Origin of the sequence: Solemya pervernicosa gill symbiont (assembly GCF_002020875.1) — a bacterium.
Taxonomy (GTDB): domain Bacteria; phylum Pseudomonadota; class Gammaproteobacteria.
The window spans coordinates 1-25994 of the sequence record NZ_MPRL01000016.1 but is presented as its reverse complement, the minus strand read 5'-3'; the positions used below and the strand labels follow the sequence as shown (position 1 = coordinate 25994).

General features: G+C 56.8%; 31 protein-coding genes. 14 read left to right on the top strand and 17 right to left on the bottom strand.

Translation table 11 applies throughout. The features are described 5' to 3' along the window. Positions 1-43 precede the first annotated feature (43 nt). Complete coding sequence (locus BOW52_RS05965; protein WP_078483184.1) at positions 44-382, top strand: hypothetical protein; 339 nt, start codon at positions 44-46, stop codon at positions 380-382. A gap of 2 nt (positions 383-384) precedes the next feature. Beyond that, complete coding sequence (locus BOW52_RS05960) at positions 385-1194, top strand: carbon-nitrogen hydrolase family protein (protein ID WP_078483183.1); 810 nt, start codon at positions 385-387, stop codon at positions 1192-1194. A 13-nt stretch (positions 1195-1207) separates the two neighbouring features. Here BOW52_RS05960 and mgtE read toward each other — a convergent pair whose 3' ends face one another. The 16 genes from mgtE to BOW52_RS05880 form a co-directional block, all read right to left on the bottom strand. Beyond that, on the bottom strand, positions 1208-2566 hold the full coding sequence (gene mgtE / locus BOW52_RS05955; RefSeq protein ID WP_078483182.1) for a magnesium transporter: 1359 nt from the start codon (positions 2564-2566) through the stop codon (positions 1208-1210). Between the two features lie 159 nt (positions 2567-2725). Continuing rightward, positions 2726-4459 (bottom strand): phosphoenolpyruvate--protein phosphotransferase, encoded by a 1734-nt coding sequence (gene ptsP, locus BOW52_RS05950; RefSeq protein ID WP_078483181.1) that lies wholly within the window; start codon positions 4457-4459, stop codon positions 2726-2728. A gap of 34 nt (positions 4460-4493) precedes the next feature. Beyond that, entirely contained in the window at positions 4494-4763 is a 270-nt protein-coding gene (locus BOW52_RS05945; protein WP_078483180.1) for an HPr family phosphocarrier protein, read from the bottom strand. After that, the gene (locus BOW52_RS05940; RefSeq protein ID WP_078483179.1) at positions 4756-5166 is read right to left on the bottom strand and encodes a PTS sugar transporter subunit IIA; all 411 of its coding nucleotides are present in this window, start codon (positions 5164-5166) and stop codon (positions 4756-4758) included. Before BOW52_RS05940 ends, BOW52_RS05945 begins: the two co-directional genes overlap by 8 nt. Beyond that, positions 5166-6023 carry an RNase adapter RapZ gene (gene rapZ / locus BOW52_RS05935; RefSeq protein WP_078483178.1) on the bottom strand — a complete coding sequence of 286 codons (858 nt, stop codon included), beginning with the start codon at positions 6021-6023 and terminating at the stop codon, positions 5166-5168. The genes BOW52_RS05940 and rapZ overlap by 1 nt, the downstream gene beginning before the upstream one ends. After that, positions 6020-6964 carry an HPr(Ser) kinase/phosphatase gene (hprK, locus tag BOW52_RS05930; protein WP_078483177.1) on the bottom strand — a complete coding sequence of 315 codons (945 nt, stop codon included), beginning with the start codon at positions 6962-6964 and terminating at the stop codon, positions 6020-6022. Before hprK ends, rapZ begins: the two co-directional genes overlap by 4 nt. Continuing rightward, positions 6961-7431, bottom strand: coding sequence for a PTS IIA-like nitrogen regulatory protein PtsN (gene ptsN / locus BOW52_RS05925; RefSeq protein WP_078483214.1), 471 nt, complete (start codon positions 7429-7431; stop codon positions 6961-6963). The genes hprK and ptsN overlap by 4 nt, the downstream gene beginning before the upstream one ends. A gap of 60 nt (positions 7432-7491) precedes the next feature. Continuing rightward, the gene (gene hpf, locus BOW52_RS05920) at positions 7492-7821 is read right to left on the bottom strand and encodes a ribosome hibernation-promoting factor, HPF/YfiA family (protein ID WP_078483176.1); all 330 of its coding nucleotides are present in this window, start codon (positions 7819-7821) and stop codon (positions 7492-7494) included. 29 nt (positions 7822-7850) lie between these two features. Next, positions 7851-9314: an RNA polymerase factor sigma-54 gene (locus BOW52_RS05915; protein WP_078483175.1), complete on the bottom strand. Its 1464-nt coding sequence runs from the start codon at positions 9312-9314 to the stop codon at positions 7851-7853. Between the two features lie 139 nt (positions 9315-9453). After that, entirely contained in the window at positions 9454-10179 is a 726-nt protein-coding gene (lptB, locus tag BOW52_RS05910; protein WP_078483174.1) for an LPS export ABC transporter ATP-binding protein, read from the bottom strand. Next, positions 10176-10709, bottom strand: coding sequence for a lipopolysaccharide transport periplasmic protein LptA (gene lptA / locus BOW52_RS05905; protein WP_078483173.1), 534 nt, complete (start codon positions 10707-10709; stop codon positions 10176-10178). The genes lptB and lptA overlap by 4 nt, the downstream gene beginning before the upstream one ends. Next, a complete protein-coding gene (gene lptC, locus BOW52_RS05900; RefSeq protein ID WP_078483172.1) occupies positions 10696-11253 on the bottom strand; it encodes an LPS export ABC transporter periplasmic protein LptC in 558 nt (185 codons plus the stop codon). The genes lptA and lptC overlap by 14 nt, the downstream gene beginning before the upstream one ends. Continuing rightward, a complete protein-coding gene (kdsC, locus tag BOW52_RS05895) occupies positions 11254-11775 on the bottom strand; it encodes a 3-deoxy-manno-octulosonate-8-phosphatase KdsC (protein WP_078483171.1) in 522 nt (173 codons plus the stop codon). A gap of 24 nt (positions 11776-11799) precedes the next feature. Beyond that, entirely contained in the window at positions 11800-12771 is a 972-nt protein-coding gene (locus tag BOW52_RS05890; RefSeq protein ID WP_078483170.1) for a KpsF/GutQ family sugar-phosphate isomerase, read from the bottom strand. A gap of 18 nt (positions 12772-12789) precedes the next feature. Next, positions 12790-12987, bottom strand: coding sequence for a heavy-metal-associated domain-containing protein (locus BOW52_RS05885; RefSeq protein WP_078483169.1), 198 nt, complete (start codon positions 12985-12987; stop codon positions 12790-12792). Beyond that, positions 12987-13961: a calcium/sodium antiporter gene (locus BOW52_RS05880; RefSeq protein ID WP_078483168.1), complete on the bottom strand. Its 975-nt coding sequence runs from the start codon at positions 13959-13961 to the stop codon at positions 12987-12989. The genes BOW52_RS05885 and BOW52_RS05880 overlap by 1 nt, the downstream gene beginning before the upstream one ends. A gap of 220 nt (positions 13962-14181) precedes the next feature. On the opposite strand from BOW52_RS05880, the gene BOW52_RS05875 reads away from it, so the two are divergent. The 12 genes from BOW52_RS05875 to hisC all read left to right on the top strand — a co-directional run bounded on the left by BOW52_RS05875 (position 14182) and on the right by hisC (position 24493). Beyond that, complete coding sequence (locus tag BOW52_RS05875) at positions 14182-14883, top strand: hypothetical protein (RefSeq protein WP_078483167.1); 702 nt, start codon at positions 14182-14184, stop codon at positions 14881-14883. Between the two features lie 268 nt (positions 14884-15151). Then, complete coding sequence (locus BOW52_RS05870; RefSeq protein WP_078483166.1) at positions 15152-15985, top strand: ABC transporter ATP-binding protein; 834 nt, start codon at positions 15152-15154, stop codon at positions 15983-15985. A 37-nt stretch (positions 15986-16022) separates the two neighbouring features. Next, positions 16023-16823, top strand: coding sequence for a lipid asymmetry maintenance ABC transporter permease subunit MlaE (gene mlaE, locus BOW52_RS05865; RefSeq protein WP_135622096.1), 801 nt, complete (start codon positions 16023-16025; stop codon positions 16821-16823). A 4-nt stretch (positions 16824-16827) separates the two neighbouring features. Continuing rightward, positions 16828-17295, top strand: a complete 468-nt coding sequence (mlaD, locus tag BOW52_RS05860; protein ID WP_078483165.1) for an outer membrane lipid asymmetry maintenance protein MlaD — start codon at positions 16828-16830, stop codon at positions 17293-17295. Beyond that, positions 17296-18648, top strand: a complete 1353-nt coding sequence (locus tag BOW52_RS05855; RefSeq protein ID WP_078483164.1) for a TolC family protein — start codon at positions 17296-17298, stop codon at positions 18646-18648. Further along, positions 18648-19250, top strand: coding sequence for an MlaC/ttg2D family ABC transporter substrate-binding protein (locus BOW52_RS05850; RefSeq protein ID WP_078483163.1), 603 nt, complete (start codon positions 18648-18650; stop codon positions 19248-19250). The genes BOW52_RS05855 and BOW52_RS05850 overlap by 1 nt, the downstream gene beginning before the upstream one ends. Next, on the top strand, positions 19250-19618 hold the full coding sequence (locus BOW52_RS05845; protein ID WP_078483162.1) for an STAS domain-containing protein: 369 nt from the start codon (positions 19250-19252) through the stop codon (positions 19616-19618). The genes BOW52_RS05850 and BOW52_RS05845 overlap by 1 nt, the downstream gene beginning before the upstream one ends. A 169-nt stretch (positions 19619-19787) precedes the next feature. Beyond that, on the top strand, positions 19788-20057 hold the full coding sequence (locus BOW52_RS05840) for a BolA family protein (protein ID WP_236725655.1): 270 nt from the start codon (positions 19788-19790) through the stop codon (positions 20055-20057). A gap of 32 nt (positions 20058-20089) precedes the next feature. Further along, complete coding sequence (murA, locus tag BOW52_RS05835; protein ID WP_078483160.1) at positions 20090-21349, top strand: UDP-N-acetylglucosamine 1-carboxyvinyltransferase; 1260 nt, start codon at positions 20090-20092, stop codon at positions 21347-21349. Positions 21350-21375: 26 nt separating this feature from the next. Further along, positions 21376-22020, top strand: coding sequence for an ATP phosphoribosyltransferase (gene hisG / locus BOW52_RS05830; RefSeq protein WP_078483159.1), 645 nt, complete (start codon positions 21376-21378; stop codon positions 22018-22020). A gap of 12 nt (positions 22021-22032) precedes the next feature. Then, the gene (gene hisD / locus BOW52_RS05825) at positions 22033-23334 is read left to right on the top strand and encodes a histidinol dehydrogenase (protein ID WP_078483158.1); all 1302 of its coding nucleotides are present in this window, start codon (positions 22033-22035) and stop codon (positions 23332-23334) included. A gap of 73 nt (positions 23335-23407) precedes the next feature. Further along, positions 23408-24493 carry a histidinol-phosphate transaminase gene (gene hisC / locus BOW52_RS05820; protein ID WP_078483157.1) on the top strand — a complete coding sequence of 362 codons (1086 nt, stop codon included), beginning with the start codon at positions 23408-23410 and terminating at the stop codon, positions 24491-24493. A gap of 410 nt (positions 24494-24903) precedes the next feature. Here hisC and BOW52_RS05815 read toward each other — a convergent pair whose 3' ends face one another. After that, positions 24904-25776: a DUF4209 domain-containing protein gene (locus BOW52_RS05815; RefSeq protein ID WP_078483156.1), complete on the bottom strand. Its 873-nt coding sequence runs from the start codon at positions 25774-25776 to the stop codon at positions 24904-24906. Positions 25777-25994 lie beyond the last annotated feature (218 nt).

Genomic DNA, 25994 nt, shown 5'->3' with positions numbered 1-25994 from the left:
GACTTGACTGTCGATTTAGACATTTATGGTATGCTCAATCCCCATGATTCGTGCGCTGTTTTTACTCCTGATCGCTACCCTCTCCACACCTCTGCTGGCGGGTGATAATGTCGTTGTTATCGACCCAGAGGTGTGGGCGGTACCACGCCACGGTGAGACGATTCTCAAACTTGATGGCCTACAGGAGCAGATGCTGCAGCTTGATGAAGGGCAGCTGATTACCGTCCACTATCCCGACCATGAAGAGGGGCTGCTGTGGGCCGAAGAGCTTAAGGGGTGGCTGATCTCGTTTGGTCTGCCCTCGTCTCGAATTACACTAAATACAATTGATGTGAACGAAGAGTCACTCAAGATCTTCTTTGAAAAATCGACTGGAAACTAAGCATGAGTAGAGTTACAGCAGTACAGATGGCCTCTGGGCCGAAAGTGAATGCCAATCTGTTGGAGGCGGAACGTCTGATATCGACCGCTGCCAAACAGGGTGCCGATCTGGTTGTGCTGCCTGAGAACTTTGCCCTGATGGGTAATAGTGAGAACGACAAGGTTAAGCTGCGAGAGGTGGAGGGTGACGGTCAGATTCAAACCTTCCTTTCGCGACAGGCGGCCAAACATGGTGTCTGGTTGGTGGGCGGTACGATACCGCTGGTAGCGGAGAGCGAGGATAAGATACGAGCCGCCTCGTTGCTCTATAACGACAAGGGTGAGCAGGTCGCCCGCTACGACAAGATTCACCTCTTCGATGTACATATCGAAGAGAGTGATGAGCATTATGTGGAGTCAGAGACGATCGAGGCGGGCGATCAGGTGGTGGTGGTCGATACCCCGTTTGGTCGTCTTGGCCTGACCATCTGTTACGACCTGCGTTTTCCTGAGCTGTTCCGCGCTATGCTCGACCAGGGGGTGGAGCTGATCGCGATTCCCTCCGCCTTTACCGCCATCACCGGTAAGGCGCACTGGACGCCGCTGGTGCGATCACGGGCGATCGAGAACCTTAGCTATGTGATTGCGGCGGCGCAGGGTGGCTACCACGCCAGTGGTCGTGAGACCCATGGTGACAGCATGGTGGTCGATCCGTGGGGTGTGGTGCTCGATCATCTGCCACGCGGTTCGGGTGTGGTGGTAGCCGATGTTGATCTCGATCGTCTGCGTCAGGTCCGAGAGCGCTTCCCGGCGATAGAGCATCGCCGTATCTAAACGTTACGAGCGCTTAGAGCAGGAATAGTGAACCCAATCCGAGAAATGCGATAAAACCGACCACGTCGGTAATGGTGGTCAGCATCACTGTGCCGGCCAGCGCCGGGTCGATACCGACGCGACGTAGCAGCAGCGGAATCGCAAAGCCGGCAAAGGCGCCACTGAGCAGGTTGATGATCAGTGCCGCAGCGATGATAAAGCCGATCACGACATCCTGGAACCAGAGCACCACCACTCCCGCCACCACCAGAGACCATAACAGGCCATTGAGGGCAGCAACTGCCAGCTCGCGCAGCATGATCCAGCGCGCATTACTCTCACCAATCTGTTCCAGTGCTATACCGCGAATGATTAAGGTTAGGGTCTGACTCCCGGCAATACCCCCCATGCTGGCTACAATCGGCATCAGTACGGCCAGTGTGACGACCCGTTCCAGGGTCGCCTCGAACAGCCCGATCACCCAGGAGGCGAGAAAGGCGGTCAATAGATTGACGCCGAGCCACACGGCGCGTCGTCGCGAGCTGGCAATGACCGGGGCGAACATATCCTCCTCGCCACTCAGGCCAGCACGGCTCATCACGGTGTGATCGGCCTCGTCACGAATGACATCGACCACGTCATCGACGGTAATACGCCCCAGCAGCTTGCCGGTCTCATCGACAACCGGGGCTGAGATCAGGTCGCGGTGCTCAAACAGGCTGGCGACGCCGGTAGCCGGCATGTTGGCCCAGATCGCCTCGATATCGCTCTCCATTACCTCGGCTACGGTAGCCGTAGCATCCTGGGTCAGCAGGCTACTCAGGGGCAGCAGGCCGAGATAGGTGTCGAAACGGTCGACCACAATCAGGCTATCGGTAAGCTCCGGGATCTCGCCGCGCAGGCGCATGTAACGCAGCACCACATCAAGGGTGACGTCGGCACGGACGGTGACGGTATCGAGATTCATCAGACCGCCAGCACTATCTTCAGGGTAGGAGAGTACCGCCTCGAGGCGCAGTCGATGCTGCTTGTCCATCGATTGCACCACCTCACTGCTCACAACCCCGGGCAGATCCTGGATGATATCGGCCAGGTCGTCGGTATCGAGTCCTTCGGTGGCGGCGACCAGTTCGTCGGTCTCCATGTCGCGAATTAGACCGGCACGAACCTCGTCGTTGACGTGCAGCAGCACCTCACCGTCGTTTTCGCGATCAACTAGCTCCCACACCACCTCACGCTGTTCGGGTGGCATCGATTCAAGCAGGTGGGCGATCTCAGCCGGGTGGAGGGTGTTGAGCATCAACCGAACCTTGAGCAGCGTGCCGCTCTGCAGCGCCTCGGTAAGGTTCTGCAGGTGGGACCGTTTCGACTGCTTGTCGATCTGTTCGGACATCGGGAGCTACGCCACTCCAGTCGTTGTTGTGCTTATTGAGGCGGGCAGGTGATCGTTGTGGTGACGATCATTACACCGCTGCGCAGTTTAACAACTGGGTCGGGTGGCAGGAAGTGAGTTGGAGAACTATTTGTAAATTTTGGTCAGGTGGATCTCTGCTTAATCGCCATTGATCTCGGTCAGCAGGCGCTCGATCTGCTCAGGTGAACCACGTTGAATGCGTCGGTTAACCTTCGCTTCAAACTGAATGACATTGGCGCTGTTGATCGCCTGCTTCTGCTCCAGCAGCGCTGAGGGCTGCATACTGAACTCGGTCAGGCCGAGTCCGAGCAGCAGTCGGGCGTAGTGGGGGTCACTCGCCATCTCACCGCACATGGAGACTGGAATCTTCGCGCCACGGCCCGCCTGCAGGGTGAGTTGGATCAGACGCAGTACGGCGGGATGGAGTGGATCGTATAGATAGTTGACGCTGTCATCGATACGGTCGATAGCCAGCGTGTACTGAATCAGATCATTGGTGCCGATCGATAGAAAATCGAGGTGCTTGGCGAAGTTGTGTGCTGAGAGTGCAGCGGCAGGTATTTCGATCATGCCGCCGATGGCGATCTGCTCATCGAAGGGCAACTGCTCATCGCGCAGTTCTTTTTTGACCTGTTCAATCAGCTGTCGGGTCTGGATGACCTCCTGCAGGGTGGAGATCATCGGCAACATAATGCGCACCGCACCGCTGGCAGAGGCGCGCAGAATGGCGCGCAGCTGTGGTCGGAACAGCCCCGGTTCATTGAGACAGAGTCGAATGGCGCGTAATCCCAGTGCCGGGTTGCTGCAGAGACGTTTTGTGAAGTGGCAACCGTCGACCTCTTTGTCGGCACCGAGATCGAGGGTGCGAATAGTGACTGGCTGTCCCTTCATCGCCTTGACCACGCTGTGGTAGGCCTCGAACTGCTGCTCCTCATTGGGTGTGTCGCTGCGGTTCATATAGAGGAATTCGGTGCGGAATAGCCCTATACCATCGGCACCGATACGTTTGATCAGACGGATGTCCTCCGGCAACTCGGCATTGGCCAGCAGGGTGATCTTTCGACCATCAAGAGTGATCGCCGGTTTCTGTTTGAGCTTGGCCAGTCCGGCTTGAAAACGTTTCTGCTCACGTTGCTGCTTGCGGTAGTGCTTGAGCGTACGAGCATCGGGGTCGACGATGATCGCACCCTGTTTACCATCGATGATGATCTGATCGCCGTCGAGGATGTAGCGTGAGGCGTTGTGGCAGCCGACAATGGCGGGGATCTGCAGGCTGCGGGCGAGGATTGCGGTATGAGAGAGGGGGCCGCCCGACTCGGTGATAAAGGCGGCGATCTCCATGCTCTGCATCAATACAGTGTCGGCTGGGGTGAGATCATCGGCGATGATAATGGCCCCCTGTAGATCCTCCTCGTCACTGCTGTCGCTCTCATGTGATAACAGGGTGCGCATGATGCGGCTGATAACGTGCTCTACATCATCCTTGCGGGTACGCAGATAGGGATCATCCATCTGATCAAAGATTGCGACCAGTGCGTCGCGCTGTCCTTTCAGTGCCCACTCTGCATTGCGTGCATCGCTGCGGATCATGCGAATTGGTTCGTCACGCAGCATCGCATCATCGAGCATTAGTAGATGGGTATCGATGAAGGCGGCAATGTCGGTGGGGGTGTTACTCGGGATGCGACGTCTTATCGCCTGTAACTGCTGCTTGGAGGTCTGTAGTGCCTTCGTGAAGCGCTCGACCTCGGCTTCGATGGCCTTAGGGGCAAGCGCATATTCGGGGATCTCGAGCTTACCCCGCTGGATCAAATGAACCTTGCCGATAGCGATTCCGCGTGAGACGCCGATGCCATTCAGTGCAAGGCTCATGCTAACTACCCCACCCTCTGTGGCAGAGGTCTGTTCATTGTTCCTCTCCGAAGCGCTGCTGGATCAGCTGCTCGAGGGTGTCGATGGCAGCCACCTCATCACCGCCGTTCGCCTTCAGCGTCAGTAGTGTGCCTTTGCTGGCGGCGAGCATCATCACACCCATGATGCTCTTGCCATTAACCTCCTGACCTTCGCGCTCAATAGTGATTTCACTCTCAAAGGCGGAGGCGCTGGTAACAAACTTTGCTGCGGCACGGGCGTGAAGCCCGAGCTTGTTGATGATAGTGACCTGCTGTTCAAGCATCCTGATCGGGCTCCTGCATCTTTTTGCAACGAATGACGCCATCCTGCCCGCCGCTGACCGCCTTCTCAGTTAGCATCTGTAGATTAAGATCGGAGTAGTTGAGCACCCGAATTACCATCGGAAGGTTGACACCGGAGACGACGCGGGCCTCAATGTCGACCGCCAGTCGGTTGGCAATATTGCTGGGCGTTGAGCCGTAGATGTCGGTCAGGATCAGCAGGCCATCGCCCTGATCCAGCTCTGCAATGGTGGCGTGTGCCCCGCAAATAATCTGCTCTGGATCATCGTCGCGATCGATGGCCAGGGCGTAACAGGGCATCGGCAGATTGCCGAGCATGGTGCGAGCCGTGCTGAGCAGTTCATTTCCGGTGCGGTTGTGAGTAATGAGTAGTAGACCGACCACTAGCCGAGCTCCCGATGGTTAATCAATATATTGTCGCGCTGCTGCTCGAAGTGTGTAGCGAGCTGTTCGACCAGATAGACCGAGCGATGTTGTCCGCCAGTGCAGCCAAGTGCAATGGTCATATAGCTGCGATTATCACCCTCGAACTGCGGAATCCAGGCGTGCAGGAACTGCTGTAGCGAGTCGACCATATCCGCCACCTTGGAGTCGCGACCGAGAAACTCGGCGACCGGCTGATCACATCCGGTAAGTGGTCGCAGGTGTGCCTCCCAGTGGTGGTTGGGCAGGCAGCGCACATCGAAGACGAAATCGGCATCGGCGGGTACGCCATGTTTAAAGCCGAACGACTGGAACATCAGGGACATGCCCTGCTTGTCACTGCGATGTACCCGTTTGCGAATCAGATCGCGGAGCTGGTGGATGTTAGTACGTGTGGTATCGATGGTGAGACTGGCGCAGGCTGAGATCGGCTCCAGTAGCTGGCGTTCTAGTTTGATCGCCTCGGCCAGAGAGCGTTGATCGCGAGTCAGTGGGTGTCGGCGGCGCGTCTCGCTGAAGCGTTTTAGCAGGGTCTCATCGTCGGCCTGCAGGAAGATGATTTCGAATTCGATCTCCTGCTGTGAAAGCTCCTTGAGTGTGTCGGAAAAACGCACCAGATCTTCGGTGCGATTGCGTGCGTCAATGCCGACGGCGGAGTATTGCTGCATCTCGGCTGGTGCGTTTTTAATCTCGGCCGCGTAGGCAGGCAGTAGTCCAATCGGCAGGTTGTCGATGCAGTAGTAGTCGAGGTCCTCAAGCGCATGCAGCGCAATACTCTTACCCGATCCGGAGAGGCCGCTGACGATGGTCAGGCTCATTCCTGCTTTTCCATAAAGCGCTGCTGACGATCGATAAAGGTCTGGCTGGCATTGATCCCCTTCTGTGTTAGCAGGTGGTTACGTACCGCCGCCTCAACCAGCACCGAGAGGTTACGTCCCGGTGCGACTGGCAGAGTGATCTCAGGGATGTCGATATTGAGCAGTTTTCGTAGGCGCTGATTGCCGCGCAGTCGATCGATCTTCTGCAGCTCCTCATCACTCAGGACCGCGAGATTAATAATCAGACGCAGATATTTTCCCTGTTTGATGGCGCTGTCACCGTACATTTCACGAATGTTTAATACGCCGAGACCGCGTACCTCGAGAAAGTCCTGCAGCACGTGGGGACAACTGCCGCTGATGATATCGGGTGCAATGCGGGCGAACTCGGGCGCATCGTCGGCAACCAGGCGATGACCACGGGTAACCAGCTCCAGTGCCAGCTCGCTTTTGCCTGAGCTGCTGGGACCGGTAATCAGCACGCCACTACCCATGACCTCCATGAAAACACCGTGCAGGGTAATGCGTTCGGCCAACAGGTTGGTCAGGTAGTACTGCAGACGACTGACCAGATCGTGGCTGGCAAAGGGTGTGCCGAGCAGGGGGGTGCAGTGCTCATCGGCCAGTCGTTGGAAGCTCTCTGGTGGGATGAGGTTGTCGGTGACAATAGTGATCGAAGTCTGTTCGGAGAAGAGCTGCTTGAGGATGTCCTCACGCGAGTTCTTGCCTAGGCTAGCAAGAAACTCCAGCTCCTCTGCGCCCAGTACCTGAATCGGGTTGGGGTGGATGACATTGAGATGCCCCACCATCGACGAGCCGGTGGCATGCAGGGTATCGGTTTCGATCTTGCGCTCTTCACCACAGGCGCCCGCCAACCACTGCAGTGATAACTTCTCATGCAGGTTATCAAAAAGGGTGCGTGTGGAGATGGCATTGCTCATGCGCTCTGGCGACTCTCCTCCCAGTGGGATATGAGTTTGAACAGTCCTTCACAGCTGACAGCCTCGCGCAGCTGCACTCGTAACGACTCGTTGCTAAAGAGCATAGCCAGCCGAGAGAGAATCTGCAGGTGTTCGTCGGTTGATTCGGCGGGTACGACCAGTGCGAACAGCAGGTCGACCGGAGCACCATCATTGGCGTCGAAATCGATCGGCCGGTGCAGTTTGATCAGTGCGCCCAGTGTCTCCTCACCACCCTCAATACGGCAGTGGGGGATTGCTACACCGTGGCCAAGCCCGGTGCTACCCAGACGTTCGCGCTCAATGAGCTGATCGAATACCCGGTTTGGGTCGAGTGAGGGAGAGTCTTTGGCAATCAGCTCGCTCAACAGCTCCAGTGCGCGTTTCTTGCTGCCTGCTTCGGCATCACAGTTGACGCGCGACTGGTCTAGTAAATCGGTTATGTGCATCTTTCTAATTAGCGATAGAGTGGGTTCCATCCGCTCCGCGGATGGAACCCCGAGACATCGCTACTCCTCGAAGGCCTGAGTCTTCAGCGAGCCTTCGCTGCGGTGGTGGTCGGTGACCTTTTCCTTGTGTTTCTTCACCTGTCGGTCGAGTTTATCGACCAGACCATCGATAGCGGCATACATGTCTTCCTGGGTGTTTTCGGCGTGAATGTTGCCGCCAGGGACGTGCATGGTCGCCTCCGCCTTATTGCGCAGCTTCTCAACGGTGAGAACCACGTGCACATTGGTGACGTGGTCGAAGTGGCGCTCAAGGCGCTCCATCTTCTCGTTGACGTAGTTGCGCATGGAATCGGTGATATCGATGTGATGCCCGGTGAGATTGATCTGCATACGTTTGCTCCTTTGGGTTTATTTGGGGCCTATGCCAGGCGTTTGCGCTCGTTAGAGGGCGGTATTGAGAGTGCCTCACGGTATTTAGCAACCGTGCGACGCGCTACGTTGATCCCCTGTTCGGTCAGTATCTCGGCGAGTTTGCTATCACTCAGCGGTTTGGCCTGATTCTCATCCGCGACCATTTTCTTAAGCATGGCACGGATTGCGGTGGCTGATGCGCCACTGCCATCGCTGGTGCTGACCTGACTGGAGAAGAAGTACTTGAATTCGAAGATACCCCGAGGGGTATGCATATATTTCTGGGTGGTAACGCGCGAGATGGTCGATTCGTGCATCTCGACCGTTTCGGCAACATCGCGCAGTACCAGTGGTTTCATCGCCTCATCACCATACTCGAGGAAGGCGCGTTGGCGCTCGACGATACAGGTGGCGACCTTGAGCAGAGTTTCGTTCCTGCTCATCAGGCTTTTCAGGAACCAGCGCGCCTCCTGTAGGTGGTTCTTCAGGTAGGTGTTATCGGCGCTGCTGTCACCGCGGCGTACCAGTGCCGCATAGCTGTTGTTGATGCCGACCTTGGGCATCACGTCGCTGTTGAGCTCGACACGCCAAACCCCCTTCTGCTTACGGACAAAGACATCGGGCACGATGTATTCGGCACGGGAGGAGGCGATGTGCGAGCCGGGACGCGGCTCCAGGGATTCGATCAGGTGAATCACCTCGATCAGCCGTTTTTCGTCGAGTTTGAGCTTGCGTTTGAGCTGGGTGTAGTCGTGGTTGCCGAGTAGCGCCAGATTCTCGCTAACAAGCTGACGTGCCTCCTGCAAAAAGGGTGTCTCTGCGTTGAGTAGTTGCATCTGTAGCAGCAGTGATTCGCGCAGGTCGCGTGCGGCGATACCGGGAGGATCAAACTGCTGGATGCGATGTAGCACCGCCTCAATCTCATCGAGTTCAACATCGTCCTCGATCTGGAAACTCTCGGCGATATCATCTAGCGCGGTGCTGAGGTAGCCGTCATCGTTGATCGAATCGATGATCGCAGTGGCGATGGCGCGATCTTTATCGGTGAACGGGGTGAGGTCCATCTGCCAGTTTAGGTGGTCATGCAGCGAATCGCCTGAGTCGTCCTGGATCGTGAACTCGCGATCATCCTCGGCCGGTGCCGAGTAGCTGGTGCTGTTGTCATAGACATCCTCCCAGGCGCTGTCGACGGGAAGCTCATCGGGCAGGGTTTCGCTGTTGCCAGCCGCCTCGGTGGCATCAAGCTTCTCTTCGGCGGAGGGTTCAGGTGTCTCACTGTTGTTCGACTCTTCATTAGCCTTTGTTTCTGGCTCCTGCTCTTCGTCGACCTCCAGCATCAGATTCGACTCCAGCGCCTGCTGGATTTCGACCTGAAGCTCAAGCGATGAAAGCTGCAGCAGGCGTATCGCCTGCTGCAGCTGTGGCGTCATCGTGAGCTGTTGTCCAAGCTTGAGCTGGAGCGACTGTTTCATCAGGGATTTATTGTCTACTTCAGTGTAATCATTCTGTTACAAATATAGCGCAAATTCCGTGCCAATACAGGATATGAATTTTCCTTCAATTGCTGTATGGCGACTAGGGTTTTTCGTCCTTTTCCCTCTTTAACGGCGGTTACATCGCAAAATGCTGGCCCAGATAGACGTCGCGAACCTTCTGGTTTTGCAGGATCTCATCGGGGTGACCCTCGGCAATTACCTCACCGGCATTGAGAATATAGGCGCGCTCACAGATACCGAGTGTCTCGCGCACATTGTGGTCGGTGATCAGCACGCCGATACCGCGCTCACTCAGGTGTTTGATGATCTGTTGAATGTCGATCACTGAGATCGGATCGACGCCGGCAAATGGCTCATCGAGCAGAACGAATTTTGGTTCCGTTGCCAGTGCACGTGCGATCTCCACCCGACGACGCTCGCCGCCAGAGAGGCTCTGACCGATGGTGTCGCGCAGGTGTGAGATGTGCAGTTCGCTGAGCAGCTCATCGAGCATCGACTCGCGTGTCTGTGCATTGAGCTCATCACGGATCTCGAGAATGGCGAGGATGTTGTCGGCTACGCTGAGCTTGCGAAACACCGAGGCCTCCTGTGGCAGATAGCCGATCCCGAGGCGGGCGCGGGCATCGATGGGATAGCTGGTGACATCCTGCTCATCAATCATGATGCGACCCGTATCACAGCCGATCAGTCCAACCACCATATAGAAACTGGTGGTCTTGCCGGCACCGTTGGGGCCGAGCAGTCCGACCACCTCGCCACTGTTGATGGTAAGCGAGACGCCGCCAACAACATCGCGACCCTTGTAGGCTTTGTGCAGGTTCTCAGCGCTGAGTCGAGTCATGGCTTTTCAGCGGGTTTACGCTCGCGCGGCTGAATGGTGATGCGTACGCGCTCGTTTTTTGGCTTATGACTACTGTCGGTGCTGGTGCTGCCCGCCACAGCGCTATCACGCGCTGCGTCGTAGACGATACGTTGGCTGGTGAGTCGATTGCCTTTTTGGTAGAGCTCAGCGTTGATGCTGAGTGTGAGCTGCTCGGTTTCGGCCTGGTACTCAAGCTGTTCGCCACTGCCGCGTACATCTTCGCTGCTCTCATCGGGGCGCTGACGGAAGGTGGCCGGTTTACCTTTGGCGATGACTCGATCGAGTTGTCCATTGAGGGTGTGGATGGTGACAACATCGGCAGTGGCGTGCAGCGAACCCTGGCTGAAGGTGACATTTCCACTGTAGGTGCTGATGCCGCGTTTCTCGTCAAACTCAACCCGGTCGGCCTCAACCTCGATGGGTTGATCACGGTCGCTTGAGAGCGCAGTGGCGATACCGGGAAGTAACAGGGTGGCGATGATTAATAAGTGGGAGCTAGTTTTGTGCATAGCGGCCTCTTACATTGGATAGCAGGGTGTGTTGGCCAGTCGCCCAGTTGCTGCGCAGGCCAGTGGCGGTGACGGTACGGGTGTCGCTGGTGAGCTTGATCGGTTGATCGGTTGCAGCGCGCTCCTGGTCGGGCCATAGCGTAATGCTGCTACTCTCGATCTTGAGTGACTCCTGTTCGGGGCTGCTGCGCTGCAGGAGCACATCCTGTTCAAGTCTGATCTCAGCACCGTCGGGCGCGATATGAGCCTTACCCGCAGATGCACTCCACTGTGGACGTGTTTTTCCAACCAGTTTAAGTCGTGGCTGATCGATCTCGCTGCTGTCATCGTCACCGTAGTGACGCAGGGCGGTGCCACTGAGGATGTGGTGTGGTTGTCCCTCGCTATCCATGCTGGTGAGATTGAAATTCTCGAGGAAAAAGTCGGGTGTGTGACGTGCGCCGCGGTCGATGTCGCCATCGTAACTGCTGCGGTAGAGCAGCCAGCCGCTACTGACCGCTAGCAGGGCGAAAATAAGCATCGGAATCAGGACCCGAACGTCCACCTAGAGATAACTCTCCAGCATCGGGCTCAGGGTGCCCTGAGCTTCCATGATCAGCTCGCAGATCTCACGAGCGGCACCGCGGCCACCGCCGACTGAGGTCTGCCAGTGTGCATGCTGTTTGACCATGCGGTGTGCATCCTGGACCGCAACCGCCAGACCAACACGGGTCATGATCGGCAGATCAACCACATCGTCACCGACATAGGCGGTCTCTTCGGCGCTGACGTTGAGTTCTGCGATCAGTTGTTCGAAGGCGGGTAGCTTCTCGTGCTGTCCCTGGTAGACGTGTTCGATACCGAGGTTTTTCATGCGGTGTTCGACCACCTTGGAGGTGCGGCCGGTGATAATGGCGATGGTGACGCCACTCTGCTGCAGCATCTTCATGCCGTGGCCGTCACGTGAATGGAACGCCTTGTACTCCTGGCCATCATCGCCAAAGAAGAGACCGCCATCGGTTAGTACGCCATCGACGTCAAAGATGATAAGTCGGATCTGTTTGGCCTTCTCAAGGATGTCCTTCATGCTCTCTCCAGACTGAAATGGTTGTTATACGACGCCTGCGCGCAGCATGTCGTGCATGTTGAGTGCGCCGACCAGATGCTGATTCTCATCGACTACCAGTAGGGCGCTGATCTTTTTACTGTCCATGATCTGCAGCGCCTCGGCTGCCAACATGTCGGCAACCACCGTTTTGCACTCTTTGGTCATCGCTTCGCTAATTGAGGCCTGGTGCACGTCGATGCCGTGATCGAGAGTGCGGCGCAGATCGCCATCGGTGAAAATACCAATGACACGATTATCGCTGTCGGTTACGCCGGTCATGCCGAGGCTCTTGCCGGTCATCTCCAGTAACGCATCGCTGAGTAGTGTGCTCTCGCTCACCTGTGGCACGGCATCGCCAGTGTGCATGATGTCGCCGACGTGTAAGAGCAGTCTGCGACCAAGGGCACCGGCGGGGTGGGAGCGAGCAAAATCTTCTGGGGTGAAACCGCGTGCCTCAAGCAGTGAGATGGCGAGTGCGTCGCCCATCACCAGAGCAGCAGTAGTGCTTGAGGTGGGCGCGAGTCCGAGTGGACACGCCTCGCGCTCAACGCTGACGTCGATGTTGACACTGGCTGCCTGGGCGAGGCTCGAGTCGGGGTTGCCGGTCATCGAGATCAGCGGAATATTGAGTCGTTTGATGATCGGTAGGATGGTGCGGATCTCATCGGTCTCGCCGGAGTTGGAGAGTGCGAGGACCACATCCTTGGCAGTGATCATGCCGAGATCACCGTGGCTCGCCTCACCGGGGTGAACGAAGAAGGCGGGGCTGCCGGTGCTGGCCAGAGTAGCGGCAATCTTGCCGCCGATATGGCCCGACTTGCCCATACCGACCACCACGATTCGACCTTCGCACTCGAGCATATGGCGGCAGGCAGTGGCAAAGTTGGCGTCAATGCGTTGGGTGAGGGCGGAGATCGCCTCCGCCTCGGTCTCAATAACCGCGACGCCGAGTTGTTGTAGTTTTTTTTCGTTCATCTCAATCCAGATCCGGGCTCACGCCTCCGGGTAACCCAGCTCAGCCAGCTTGGCTGAGATCGTATCGCGTTGCAGCGAGGCACCCTCGACCGTAACGTTGCCGCTCTCAACCTCAACTTCGACCTGTTCGATACCGTTGAGTTCGCCCAGGCCATTTTTGATCGCATCGGCGCAACCACCACACTTGATATTTTGTGCCTGAAATTGCTCTTTCATTACATCGCTCCAGTTGCTGAGAGGTAGAGTACCGTCTGGTAGCCGATAAAGGCCAGCAGTAGCACCGAACCCTCGCCGCGGGTAATGCGGCCGGGGCCGCGGAAGCCGTAGGCCATCGCAAACAGCAGTATGGTTAGACCGATCATGACCGGGTAGTCGCGAGTAAGCACTGCTGGATCAAATGAACCGGGATGGATGACACCGGGTAGACCCAGCACCGCCAGCAGATTGAACATGTTGGAGCCGATGACGTTACCGATGGCGATGTCATGCTCGCCTTTCTTGGCGCTGACAATTGAGGCGGCCAGTTCCGGCAGACTCGTACCGAGGGCGACGATGGTCAGACCGATAATCAGATCACTCACACCGAATGAGGTGGCGATATTGACCGCCCCCCAGACCAGCGCACGCGAGCTGATCAGCAGTGCAGCCAGTCCGACGATCAGCCAGATGATGGCAGTACGCATCGGCATGTGGCTGGGGATCTCGTCGTCAAACTCACCGCTCAACGGATCGTCACGGCGGGTCTTAAGGCCGAGGCTGACGACCATGTAGATCATCACAGCGAGGCCGCTGAGCAGAAAGATACCGTCAAGTCTCCCCAACACACCGTCCTGTAGCAGCACCAGCGCGATCAACATCGCAGAGAGCAGGATCGGCAGCTCGCGTCGTACCGTATCGGAGTTGACGTTGAGCGGGATGAGCACCGCAGTGGCACCAAGAATCAGGGCGATGTTGGTGATGTTGGAGCCGAGCGCATTACCGATCGCCAGGCCCGGGTTGCCGAGTGATGAGGAGATGACCGAGACGAGAATCTCCGGTGCCGAGGTGCCAAAGCCGACAATGGTCAGGCCGATAATCAGTGGTGAGATGCCGAGATTGCGTGCCGTGGCTGAAGCGCCGGTGACAAATTTATCCGCACCCCAGATCAGAATCAGGAAGCCGCCCAAAATGGCGGCGATATCGAGCAGCATGGTTAGTGTGTCCTCTGTCGGCCCAGCGGGGATGGCGTTGTGACGGGCTGGCAGAGGGGCGCTGTATGCACGCAAGTTCTCACTGCTTATTCTCTCTCTACTATCGAATTTGATCAGCCAGTGGCTGATGTAAAAATGTCGTTTATCTCGTCGGCTGGCGCTTTTCAAACGGCCAACGGGGGCGCTATTGTAACCGTAATTTCAGTGTGGTGGTGGCAAAATGGCACAGCAGATACAAAAGGGTGTTTTATCGGAGCGCCAGCAGGGAGAGGGGCTTCCAAAGCTCTTTTTTGGCGGCTGCGGCTGGGATCTTCCGGCTCTGAATGCGCTCTACCCTGAGGATCTACCACAAGAGTGGCGACTCGATTTCTACAGCAGTGAGTTTTCGGCGCTACTGCTGCCAGAGCAGCATTGGCGCTCTGCTGATGCCGAGCAGTGGTCCGAGTGGTGCGAGCTGTTCGAATCACGAGTCGTCGCACTGCTTGAGGTGGGTATTGCGGATGTTGTGGCTATAGAGTTGTTGGCAGAGGTCGGTCAGCCTGCTGCCTGTGTCGATGCTCTGCTGCTGCGACTCTCTGATCCAGTGGGTCCTGCGGTTCTTCATGGGCTGGCTGAGCACTCATCAGGAGTTACTCTCTATATTGATGGTGAGCTCACCTCTGAGAGGGCAACGGAGATAAATAACCGATATGGAGTGTTGCCGGTCTGGCATGCGGGCCTTGAGGGTGAGTGGGGCAGTAATGTGGGGCGGATCTCTCTCTCGGGGGCAGATGTGGGATTACCGCAATTAGCCGAGCAGGTAAAACAGTTTCTACACCAGGCGCAGGGGTGGCGCAGTGCGGTACTACTCGTCGATAGTGGAGCTAAGACACTGATGCAGCTTCGCGAGATAGCCGCATTGACAGAGCTGTATGGGGTTTAATAACCGTCGGGGCGCCGCAGGCATAAACGGTCGCGTTAAGTTTTTGCTGTTTGCTTGGGCTTGGATGCCCAAAACAAACTCTCGCAAAAATAGCGACTCCCCTATTTTTTTTGTAGTGATATAGCTGTGGGAAAGCATCAGTTGACTCCAACTTGCAGATTAGTGAAACTCGGTCCTCACGCTTATTGGTAGCGAATAAATAGTTGGAATGAATCCAAAAAATACTGGAGAGAGAAGAAGTTAGCTCTCCGGGTATGAAAACCTCCTGATGCAAAATCGTATTGATATAAATGCCGACCCACTGGTCGAGATAAGAAACCTGCGCTTTGTTCGCGGCAAACGCCCGATATTTGATGGAGTTGACCTCGATATCCAGCGTGGAAAGGTCACAGCAATCATGGGGCCGAGTGGTACCGGCAAGACGACGCTGTTGCGTCTGATTGGTGGTCAGATTCGCCCCCACCAGGGCAGTATCAAGTTCTGTGGCGAAGAGGTCCCCTCGCTCTCTCTGCGACGTCTCTATCAGTTGCGAAAACGCATGGGCATGCTGTTTCAGAGCGGTGCGCTACTGACCGATATTAATGTCTTCGATAACGTTGCCTTCCCACTAAGAGAGCATACCGACCTGCCTGAGCGGATGGTGCGCGATCTGGTGTTAATGAAGCTACAGGCGGTGGGGCTGCGTGGTGCGATCGATCTGATGCCGAGTGAACTCTCCGGCGGTATGGCCCGGCGTGTGGCGTTGGCGCGCGCGATCGCACTCGATCCGATGATGATTATGTATGACGAGCCCTTCACCGGTCAGGACCCGATCTCAATGGGTGCGCTGGTGCAGCTGATTCGTCTGCTCAATGACGCACTGGGTCTGACCAGCGTGATCGTCTCGCACGATGTGAAGGAGACGGCGGCAATTGCCGACTACATCTATATCCTCTCGCAGGGCAAGGTGGTCGAGCACGGTTCGACTGAAGATCTGATGAAGTCGAGTTCACCCTGGGTGCAGCAGTTCATGAATGGCCTGCCTGATGGACCGGTGCCATTCCACTACCAGGCGCCAGACTATCAGGATGATCTGATAAATCTTGGAATGGAAAAAGAATGATCAATTGCAGCACGGGTAGCGCAGCGGGGAGAGATGCATGCGCTGGTTAGCCTCTATCACGGATGGATTGGCCTTTGTCGGCGAGAGCGGTGTCGATTTTTTCCGTCGTCTCGGCCGTGGTCATATCTTCCTGCTACGTATTATCGCCGGTTTCACCACCGTTCTAACTCGTCCCAGTTTGATCGTTGCGCAGATCTATTCGGTCGGTGTGCTTTCACTACTGATTATTATCGTCTCGGGCCTGTTTGTCGGCATGGTGCTGGGTCTGCAGGGTTACAACACCCTGGCGCAGTTTGGTGCCGAGGAGTCACTCGGCGTGGTAGTCGCACTCTCACTGGTGCGCGAGCTGGGGCCGGTGGTCACCGCGCTACTGTTTGCCGGTCGTGCCGGTTCGGCACTGACCGCCGAGATCGGTCTGATGAAGGCGACCGAGCAGCTCTCATCGATAGGCATGATGGCGGTCGACCCACTGAAACGAGTCATCGCACCCCGCTTCTACGCCGGTCTCATCTCGATGCCGCTGCTGGCGGCGATCTTCAGTGCGGTTGGCGTGATGGGCGGGCTGCTGGTCGGTGTCGGACTGCTCGGCGTTGATGAGGGTGCCTTCTGGTCGCAGATCCAGGCGGGTGTCGATCTGCAGGAAGATATCTATAACGGTGTGATCAAGAGCATCGTGTTCGGTTTTGTGGCGACCTGGATTGCGGTCTTTGAAGGACACGATGCCGATCCGACTGCCGAGGGTGTTAGCCGCGCGACCACGCGCACCGTGGTACATACCGCGCTTGCCGTTCTCTGTCTCGATTTTGTGCTGACTGCGTTAATGTTTGGAGAGGTCTGAAATCATGTTTAACAAGTACGTTCATGTCGCTGTTGGCGTCTTTGTCGCGATGGGATTGGCGGCACTCTTCATGTTGGCGATGAAGGTCAGCAACCTCAGCTCAATGAGTGATGAGGATGGTTATGAGGTCTCCGCCCGCTTTGAGAATATCGGCGGACTGAAGGTGCGTTCTCCGGTCAGTATCGCCGGGGTACGGGTCGGTCGAGTGACCGATATCAGGTTCGATCAGGCGACCTTCGAGGCAGTGGTCAAGATGAATGTGGGTGGCAGCTTTAACCAGATCCCCACCGACACCACGGCCAGCATTCTCACCGCCGGTCTGCTCGGCGAGCAGTATATCGGTCTGGAACCGGGCGGCGAGGAGGACTACCTTGAGAGTGGCAGTGAGATCAAACTGACCCAGTCGGCGCTGGTACTTGAACAGCTGATTGGTCAATTTATGTATAACGAAGCAGCCGAAGGGGGAGAGTAGATGAAGCAGCTATTGATGGGGGCGGTACTCGCCTCGTTCGCAACGCTTACCAGCGCCCAGAGTGTCGATCTTAGCCAGGCGGTAGAGATGGCGCTGAAGGCTGATCACCGCATCGCTGAGAAGGAGCATCTGGTCGATGCCGCTCGTGCGCTGATCGATCAGGCCCAGGCGAGTGATGACCTAATGGTCGATATGAATCTCTTTGTCGGTCTCGCCCCTGTGGTTGAGGGCGGTATTTTCGAAGGTGGTGCAGAGAGTTGTGTCTCGCCCTGCAAGCTGCGCGATGACCTCTACGAATTTGATGAAGTGACTGGCTGGGCATCACTGCAGTTGAAGCTGATCAAGCCACTCGCCACCTTCGGCAAGGTGCGTTACTACACTGAGGCGGCCGAGGGTAACGTCGAGGTGAAGAAGTCGGAGGTACGCGAGCAGCGCATCGAGACCATCTACGACACCTCGCGCGCCTACTACGGCTACCTCACTGCGCGCGACAGCCACCTGCTGCTTGAGGATGTGAAGCGTCGTCTGGAGAAGGCAAAGGCGTTGGTTGAACGCTGGCTCGAAGAGGATAAGGGCGATGTAAAACAGTCCGACCTCTATGCGCTGGAGACCGGTATGGCACTGCTGAACAAATATCTGGCTGAGGCAAAATCGGTTGAGCGCATCGCGCTGGCCGGACTCAAGGTGATGACCGGTGTTGGTATCGATGGTGAGCTTTCGGTCGCAGATAAGTCTCTAAGCGCTGAAGCTCTGCCGCAGGATAGTCTGGCCGATCTACAGCAGCGTGCACTGGCCAATCGCCCGGAGATGGATCAGCTCAAGGCGGGGCTTGAGGCGCGTCGCGCGCTGGTGGCAGCGAAGAAGTCGGAGTCCAATCCTAATCTTTACGCCGGTATCGTCGGCACCTTTGCCTATGCGCCGGGTCGAGATACGCTTGATAATCCCTATACGGTTGATCCCTTCAACCACGTCGCAGCCACCCCGGTGGTCGGTCTGAAATGGGATATGCAGGGCGGTGTTACCAGCGCCAAGACGAGCCGTGCCCAGGCAGAGCTTGATGCGCTGATCTCCAAGTCAGCCTTTGCCCAGCAGGGTATCCCCTTCGATGTGGCCGAGAAATACCACGAGCTGCAGGCGTTGCACTCAGCGGTTGAAGAGCTCGGCAAGGGTAGTCGCTCCGGTCGTCGCTGGATGGTTAGCTCATACGCCGATTTTGAGGCGGGCCTTGAGGAGGCGGACAAGGTGCTCGACGCCTTCAAGACCTACGTGCTGACCCACGCCGACTATCTCAGCTCGGTGAATGACTACAATATGAAGATCATCGAACTCAACCGCGCTACGGGGGCTTACTGATGAAACGCCTAGCTCTGCTCTTTATCTCAGCGTTGTTATTTGCTGGCAGTGCAGCTGCTGCGGTGACACCCCCTCAGCAGCTGGTTCAGTCGACCTCCAACCAGGTGTTAGAGCGGCTTAAGGCGGAAAGTGAGGCGATCAAGGCCAAACCCAACATGCTCTACGGCATGGTTGATGAGATCGTTTTACCGCACTTCGATTTTGAGCGTATTGCCAAGTGGGTGCTCGGCAAGTACCGCCGTAAGGCCAGCAAGCAGCAGCAGGCCGACTTCACCAAGGAGTTCCGCATGTTATTGGTGCGTACCTATGCCACTGCACTGAATGAGTACACTGACCAGGCGATCGACTATCTGCCACTGCGTGAAGGTGAGGCGAGTGGTGATGTGGTGGTACGAACTGAGATCCAGCAGCCGGGTGCCTTCCCGATCCCGATCAACTACAACCTCTACCTGAAGGGCGATGCCTGGAAGGTCTATGATGTCTCCATTGATGGGGTCAGTCTGGTAGCTAACTACCGCACCACCTTCTCACGCGAGATTCGTCAGAAGGGCCTCGATGCGTTGATCAAGCGACTGACGAAGAAGAACGACGAGGTGCGCTAGTGAGCTGTCGTATTCTCAAATCGTGCACCGATCGCAACGGCGAGCAGCAGTGCGCTATTCGTCAGGAGGAGGATGGTCGACTCTATATCAACGGCATGGTCACCTTTGAAACCGTCTCGGAGTTGAGCGGAGCAGCCGCAGAGATGAGCAAGGCGGCTGAGACGATGTTTTGCAAGGAGGGTGTGGTAACGGTTGATCTGCGCGAGGTTGAGAAGGCCGATAGTGCCGGGTTGGCGCTGCTGATCGACTGGATGCGTCAGGCCAAACAGCATGAGCACGAGATTGAGTACGTCAACATCCCGCAGCAGATGATGGCGATTGCCCGCGTCAGTGGGCTCGATAAGGTGTTGCCACTCACCTGGGACTGAATCCCAGTATCGATCGGAGGCCACAGGCTGGTCGATGATCCGAAATTTCCCGTTTCTTCCCGTTTTCTATATGATTAGCGGCCTTAAAAAGGCTGCCGTGCGCCGAGCTTGCGGGCTGCGTGCCATTTATTCCGTAACGGTTAATGTCCGTGATGGCTTGTGCAGCTGAATGAACAGAGATGACAGAGGTGATGCAGGTATGACTGCTGATGATGTTAAAGGCATGATCGAGAAGGGTATTCCGGATTGTAATGCAATGGTGGCCGGTGAGGGTGACCATTTTGAGGCGAAGATCGTCAGTCAGGCCTTTGCGGGTAAGAAGATGCTGGAGCAGCATCGCATGGTCTACGCCACCTTGGGTGACCACATGCACAGCGATATTCACGCCCTGACAATGCGTACCTTCACCCCCGAAGAGTGGGCTGCAGCAGAACAATAAGTAGATTCGGTAAAACCGAATCGGAGTATTTGATGGATAAACTGATTATTACCGGTGGCGGCAAGCTCGAGGGCGAGATTCGTATCTCTGGGGCGAAAAACGCAGTGCTGCCGATTCTCTCTGCAACGCTGCTCGCTGATGGTCCAATGACTATTGAGAATGTGCCGCATCTGCACGATGTGACCACCACCATGGAGCTACTCGGCCGCATGGGCGTGTCGCTGATGGTCGGTGAGCGTATGAGTATCGAGGTCGATCCGCGCACCATCAAGGAGTTCTCCGCCCCCTATGAGCTGGTGAAGACGATGCGCGCCTCGATCCTGGTGCTGGGTCCGTTGCTGGCACGCTACGGCAAGGCCGATGTCTCGCTGCCGGGTGGCTGTGCGATCGGCTCGCGTCCGGTCAATATTCACCTTGAAGGTCTGCGCGCCATGGGTGCCGATATCGAGGTTGAGGGGGGCTATATTCGTGCCCGCGCCGAGCGTCTCAAGGGGGCACGTCTAGTTCTCGATATGGTCACTGTGACCGGCACTGAGAATCTGATGATGGCCGCAGCACTCGCAGATGGCACCATCATTCTTGAGAATGCCGCACGCGAGCCGGAGGTGACCGACCTTGCCGACTGCCTCAACAGCATGGGCGCCAAGGTCAGCGGTGCCGGTACCGATACCATTACCATTGAGGGCGTAGAACGTCTCAATGGTACGACCTACAAGGTGCTTCCCGATCGTATCGAGACCGGTACCTATCTGGTTGCCGCTGCGGTGACCAGTGGTCACGTGAAGCTGAAAGATACCCGACCCGATCTGCTCGATGCAGTTTTGCTGAAGCTGGAGGAGGCGGGCGCCGATATCACCACGGGTGAGGATTGGATCGAGCTGAATATGCACGGTAAACGTCCCAAGGCGGTTAGTCTGCGTACAGCACCCTATCCCGCCTTCCCAACCGATATGCAGGCCCAGTTTGCTACCCTCAACGCGATTGCCGAGGGGACCGGTACGATTACTGAAACGGTGTTTGAGAATCGCTTTATGCATGTGCAGGAGCTGGAGCGCATGGGCGCAATTACCCGCGTTGAAGGCAACACGGCCATTAGCGAGGGCGTTAAACGACTGACCGCAGCACCCGTGATGGCGACCGATCTGCGCGCCTCGGCCAGTCTGGTACTGGCCGGGCTGGTTGCTGATGGTGAGACGGTGGTCGATCGTATCTATCACATCGATCGCGGTTACGACCATATCGAAGAGAAACTGGCTCAGCTTGGCGCGCGTATCCGTCGCGTACCCGAATAAATCTACCTGGAGCAAGGTTACCCACCATGCAAGAGACCCTGACAATTGCGCTCTCCAAGGGGCGTATCTTCAAGGAGACGCTGCCACTGCTGGCTCACGCCGGGATTGTGCCGATCGACGATCCGGAAACCAGTCGCAAACTGATTCTCGATACCAATCGAGAAGATGTGAAGCTGGTGATCATCCGTGCCACCGATGTGCCGACCTATGTCGAGTACGGCGCGGCCGATCTGGGTGTGGCGGGCAAAGATGTGCTGATGGAGCACGGCGGTGACAGCGTCTACGAGCCGCTCGATCTCAATATTGCACGCTGCAAACTGATGGTGGCGGGTGCCAAGAATCGCCCCGAGACACCGGCACGGCTGCGTATCGCGACCAAGTTTGTGAACTCCACCCGTCGTTATTACGCCGAGCAGGGCAAGCAGGTCGAGATCATCAAACTCTACGGCTCAATGGAGCTGGCACCGCTGGTTGGATTGGCTGATTACATCGTCGATCTGGTCGATACGGGTAATACGCTCAAGGCCAATGGCCTCGAGCCACTGGAGCATATCGCCGATGTTAGCTCGCGCCTGGTGGTCAACAAGGCGTCGATGAAGATGAAACACAGGCAGGTTAAAAAACTGATCGATCTGATCGCCGAGGCCGTTAACGAGCGGCGTGGCGTATAGCGGAGAAGGGCGATGACCGATATCAAACGTCTCGATAGCAGCAGTAGCGATTTTCAGCAGCAGCTCGACCGGCTGCTCGACTGGGAGGGCGTCTCCAACGAGGCGGTGAATAACACCGTGCGCGAGGTGCTGCAGGCGGTAAAGAGTCGCGGTGACGCGGCGCTGGTGGAGTACACCAACCGTTTCGATCGTATGAGCGTCGGCTCAATGGCTGAACTGGAGATCTCCCAGGATCGACTCACGGCGGCGTTGGTGAATATCAGTGTGGCCGAGCGTGAGGGGCTGGAGCTGGCCGCCGAGCGGGTGCGCGCCTACCACGAGCACCAGAAGGTGGCCTCCTGGTCCTACACTGAGGATGACGGCACCCTGCTGGGTCAGCAGGTCACGCCACTCGACCGCGCCGGTCTCTATGTGCCGGGTGGCAAGGCGGCCTACCCATCCTCCGTATTGATGAATGCGATCCCGGCCAAGGTGGCGGGTGTCGATGAGCTGATCATGGTGGTACCGACCCCCGATGGCGAGGTCAACGAACTGGTGCTGGCCGCTGCAGCGATTGCCGGTGTTGACCGTGCTTTTGCCCTCGGTGGTGCACAGGCGGTTGCCGGGCTCGCCTACGGCACCGAGACGGTGCCGCAGGTCGATAAGATCGTCGGTCCCGGCAACATCTACGTCGCTACCGCCAAGGGCATGGTCTTCGGTACCGTCGGCATCGACATGATCGCCGGTCCCTCGGAGATTCTGGTGATCTGTGATGGCAAGACCGATCCCGACTGGATTGCGATGGACCTCTTCTCCCAGGCCGAGCACGACGAGGACGCACAGTCGATTCTGCTCTGTCCCGATCAGGCCTATCTCGATAGTGTCGCGGCGAGCATCGACAAACTGCTGCCAACCATGGAGCGCAAGGAGATCATCGAGAAGTCGATTGCCGATCGCGGTGCGCTGATCAAGGTAGCTGATCTCGATGAGGCGGTAACGATTACCAACCACATCGCCCCTGAGCATCTCGAGCTTTCGGTTGATGACCCTCAGTCGATGGCGAAGCAGATCAAACACGCCGGTGCGATCTTCATGGGCCGTTATACCGCCGAGGCGCTGGGTGACTACTGCGCCGGTCCCAACCATGTGCTGCCGACCTCGCGTACCGCCCGCTTCAGCTCGCCGCTCGGTGTCTACGACTTCCAGAAGCGCTCCTCGCTGATCATGTTCTCCGCCGATGGTGCCAGCCACCTCGGCAAGACCGCCTCGACGCTGGCGCGCGGCGAGGGGCTCACCGCCCACGCCCGCTCCGCCGAGTACCGCATCAAGGATTAATTATCGAGCGTAGGGTGGGTTAAGTAACACGAAACCCACCAATGCCGGTGATGTAACGCGAGTCGACAAACCCATGAGCCTCGACGACAAAATCAACCACTGGATCCGCCCCGAGATCCGCGAACTCTCCGCCTACCACGTGCCCGATCCGGGCGAGCTGATCAAGCTCGATGCGATGGAGAACCCCTACCGCTGGCCCGATGCGATGCTCGAGAGCTGGCAGCGGCAGGTGCGCGAGATCGCCGTCAACCGCTACCCCGATCCAGCGGCTAGCAGCCTCACCGCTGCATTGCGCCGCAGCATGGATATCCCGGCGGGGATGGGGGTGATGCTCGGCAACGGCTCCGACGAGATCATCCAGATTCTGGCGCTCGCCTTCGGTGGGCCGAAGCGGGTAGTGCTAGCCCCCGAGCCGAGCTTCGTCATGTACCGCATGATCGCCACCTTCAGCTCGCTCGAGTACCACGGTGTACCGCTCAAGCCCGACTTCTCACTCGACCTCGCCGCGATGCTGCAGGCGATTGAGCAGCACGACCCGGCGGTGGTCTACCTTGCCTATCCCAACAACCCGACCGGTAACCTCTTCGATGAGGAGGCGATCGTGAAGATCCTCGAGGCGGCCAACGGTGTGGTGGTGGTCGACGAGGCGTATCACGCCTTCGCTGGTAAGAGTTTCATGCCACGTCTTGGTGAGTTCGATAACCTGCTGGTGATGCGCACCCTCTCAAAGCTGGGGTTGGCCGGGCTACGTCTTGGGTTGATTGCCGGTCCAGCGGAGTGGATCGGTGAGTTCGATAAGTTGCGGCTTCCCTACAATATCAATGTGATGACTCAGGCGGCGGCCGAGTTTGCGCTCGATAATATCGAGGTGTTTGATGAGCAGACGCGGTTGATTCGTGAGGAACGGACGCGGTTGTTTGATGAGATGGGGAGGCTCGAGGGTATCGAGCTGTTTCCTTCTGCGGCTAACTTTATTCTGTTTAGTGTGCCGAGTGGGCGGGCTGGTGAGATTTTTGAATCTATCAAAGCTGATGGTGTACTCATCAAGAATATGAAGGCTTCTGAGGGGCCTCTGGCGGATACGCTGAGGGTTACTGTTGGGGCGGCTGAGGAGAATAGTGCTTTCTTGGCTGCGCTTGGGAAGGCTTTAGGTTCTTAAGTTTGTGTCGCTTTCGCGACGTGTTTTAAAGCGGGTTCGCGCACCCGCGCGGCATGGTACTTTTGATTCGGCAAAAGTACCCAAAACCATCACCCCCTGCATCATCCTACGGGTGCCCTGCGCGAAGTGCAGGATGCACGAGTGCCGCGAAGCACATGGACGTGCGAGAGCGGCCTTCTCACGATTTAGGCGTGAGCAGAACTCGCTACGCTCAGGCAGCTGCTCACTCAATCCTGAAACCGCTCCGATGCTCGGTGCTGCAGAAGGGGGAAGGTCAAAACCACCCTGGTTTGTGCGTGTCCTCCGTAGGGTGGGCATCGATTTTATGCCCACGCATGATGCGGCATGAAATTCCCCATCGGCATAAGGTGTATGCACATCCCATATATGGATACCTCAATCCCGAGTAATTATTCGGAAATTGGTTGTTTGGCTTCAGTGTCCTCGCTTGCATGACCTTTACCACGTTGCTTGGTCTGCCAGAACGTGTTGAATGTGATTTTTAGCAGCAGCCACCAAGCATAAATTGAGGGTACCGACTGGGCTTCTTCAAGGTCGATAAGTCCATGAGCCAACTCATTTCGGAGGTTTGGGCCAAAAGGGTCACAGAATAGCGCTCTGATTTCAAAGGCAAGATCTTCCCCGAAAATTTCATTTGCCTGTCTGTGTTCCATAAGAGTGCTTAAGCCGTTTTCATTTTCTATGCCTTTGGGGTCTAGAGTCGTTGTCGTTACTCCAGCGCTGACCGCCATGGAGAGCGAAGTGAGGGTGGTTAGTCCTCGATAGTCGACGCCGTCTGGGGGCGCCGTAGGCATAAACGGTCGCGTTAAGTATTTGCCGCTTGCTTGGGCTTGGATGCCCAAAACAAGCTTCCGCAAAAATAGCGACTCCCCGACCTGTTTAAGATGAAATCGCACTAAATGCTCTAGCTGCGGAACAAGTATATGTATGGCGGTGACAAAGTCATTGTCGTAACCAGCAAATAGAGCCTTAGCTATTAGCCGCTCACGTCCTGGTGGAACGATTGGAGACAGACGTGCTATAGACAGAAAATCACCTTCCTGTATGCGGTGCTCTAACCTGACGATTTCTAATGCTGGCCAGAGATCGCCTTGAACTACTAACCCAAGCTCCATGATGTAGTGCTTAACCATCTCTGCCCATAGAGTTTCACCGCCCCCAGCCTCGCCAAACTCTGCCCCCGGCCGCTTTGCTATTACGCGCCCATCTGTTGACATGTGGGTTGCTGAAAAAAGCGCCTGTAGTGGGTGCTTTTCCAGCATCTCTCTGGAAAACTCACGAATCTTTTCTACGTTGGCTCCATGGTAAACATTAGAAAGAGATAGTAATGCTTCAGGCGCTGACCGCCATGGAGAGCGAAGTGAGGGCGGTTATTAGTCCCCGATAGTCGACGCCGTCTGCCTATTCGTAGTTGAGAGCGCGAGCGAACGACGAAGAAGATGCAGCAGCGGCTTTATGTCGGCGTAGAGTCAGTGAGGGA